Below are 1,980 nucleotides of genomic sequence, written 5' to 3' on the forward strand. Positions count from 1 at the left end.
GCTGGCCGGCGTGTTCTACCGGCGCCTGGTGTCCGGGTCGCTGACGCAGGTGGGCGACGAGCGTCAGCTGCACTTCTTCGACGCGTTCGAGCTGGTGTTCAAGGACCTGGAGCGGGAGTTCCTGCCCGGCCGGGACGAGTTCGCCCGCGATCAGCCGCAGCAGAGTGGTCTTGCCCGCGCCGTTCGGCCCGACGAGCGCCGCCTTGGCGCCGTCGCCCACCTTGAACGACACGTCCTGCAGCAGCGGCCGCCCGTCAGGCAGCAGGTAGGTCAGCCCGCTCACCTCGATGTGCCCCACCCGAACCTCCACTCGATCGTCGTTCTACAACTAGACCACCGATCTAGTATCTCGTACAACGTATTATCTCTGCGTGGACACCGTGTGGTCGCGCCCCGCGAAGGCGCCCAGGCAGACGCTCACCCTCGACCGGATCGTGGCCGAGGCGGTGGCGCTGCTCGACGAGGAAGGCGTCGGCCGGCTGACCATGCGCCGCCTGGCCGAGCGGCTCGACACCGGCTCCACCACCCTCTACTGGCACGTCAAGACCAAGGACGACGTCCTCGACCTGGCGCTTGACGCCGTATTCCACGAGGTGCCGCTGCCCGGCCGCGAAGCCGGCTGGCGGGCGGCGGCGCGCGACCTGATGAGCGGCTGGCGGGCCGCGCTGCTGCGCCACCCCTGGTCGGCCACCATGCTCGACCGCCCGCTCATGGGCCCGAACGCGCTGGAGCGCACCGAATTCCTGTACGAGACGCTGGCGGGGGCGGGCTTCCCCGCCCCCAAGACCGCCGCCTACAGCCTGGCCAACTACGTCATGGGCTCGGTCATCATGCAGGTCACATGGCAGCAGCGCGATCCGGGCGGCACCGGCGCGTTCCTGCAGGAGCGCGCGGACCTCTACCCGTCCCTCGCCGAGCACGGTCTCGACTTCCCCGGCGGGCGGACCGGCTGGGACACCACCTTCACCGAAGGCCTCGCCTTCCTCCTCGATGGGATGGAGCAGGCCGAGCAGGCCCACCGCACCGGCCCCGGCTGAGCCTGCCCGCTTCGCTGACGTCCGGCTCAAATCGGCCGCGCCGTACGCCCCCTCGCCGAGCCGTTGCTTACGCCAAGCGCCACTGGCTCCTTTGCGGCAAGCTATCGGCGCCGTACGCCCCCTGCCGAACCGTTCCTTTACGGCAAGCCACCGGCACCGCACGCGCCGCCCCCAGTGACCGTCTGTCCTGGCCGGTCGTGAAGGCCAACGGGCTGCTCGCCGTGACGACGCGCCAAGCCGGCCGTGTGCCGTGGCGACATGTCACCCGTGTCGGGGCCACGTGTGCCGGTGGCGAAGGCCGCTGAGATCGGGTCGGCTCAGCTTGCGAAATCGAGCCTGTCGGCCGCGGCGCCGTTGTGCCGCGCGCTTGATGCGGCGGCGCCCTGCGCGGGGGCGGATTGCGTCACTTCCACCTGGCCGGCTGCCGATCGCGCCGAGCCGGACTGCGGCGCGGTGGACCTCACCGTGCCTTTGCGCTGAGCCGGTGCGGAACGCGCGGCCGTCGAAGAACCGGAAGCGGACCCGGTGGCGACGGCTTCAACGGATCGGGCGACGACGGACCGGGCGGTGGTGAGCCGAGTGGCGCGGGAGGTCCGGGTAGCGGCACGCTGGGCAGACCGCGCATCGGGCCGGGTGGTGGCGAGCCGGGTGGTCCGGGCATCGGGCCGGTTGGCTACGGGCGGGGTTCTGCGAGAGCCGGGCCTGACGACGGCGGACTTCATGGGCCGAACAGCCGGGGACCGAAAGGCGGCGAGCCCGACACTGAACCCGACACTGAGCCCGACACTGCCGAGCCGAGAGGCGGAGACTCGAACAGCGGCGGCGGAACGGGCAACGGCCGGACGAACCTTGGCGGGCCGCGCAACGGCGGGTCGGACAGCGGCAGGGCGAGCGGTGGCGGGTCGGACAGCGGCGGGGCGAGCGGTGGCCGGACGAACAGCGG

2 protein-coding genes are annotated in these 1,980 nt (G+C 71.9%); one reads left to right on the forward strand and one right to left on the reverse strand.

Translation table 11 applies throughout. The features are described from left to right. Positions 1-298 (reverse strand): ATP-binding cassette domain-containing protein (locus GUY59_RS46850; RefSeq protein WP_161715136.1); only part of this gene is annotated, 298 nt, incomplete at its 3' end. A 73-nt stretch (positions 299-371) separates the two neighbouring features. Here GUY59_RS46850 and GUY59_RS46855 point away from each other — a divergent pair. Then, entirely contained in the window at positions 372-1,037 is a 666-nt protein-coding gene (locus GUY59_RS46855) for a TetR/AcrR family transcriptional regulator (RefSeq protein WP_138208816.1), read from the forward strand. Positions 1,038-1,980: the final 943 nt, after the last annotated feature.

Origin of the sequence: Nonomuraea sp. K271, from assembly GCF_009908215.1 — a bacterium.
GTDB classification, from domain to species: domain Bacteria; phylum Actinomycetota; class Actinomycetes; order Streptosporangiales; family Streptosporangiaceae; genus Nonomuraea; species Nonomuraea longispora.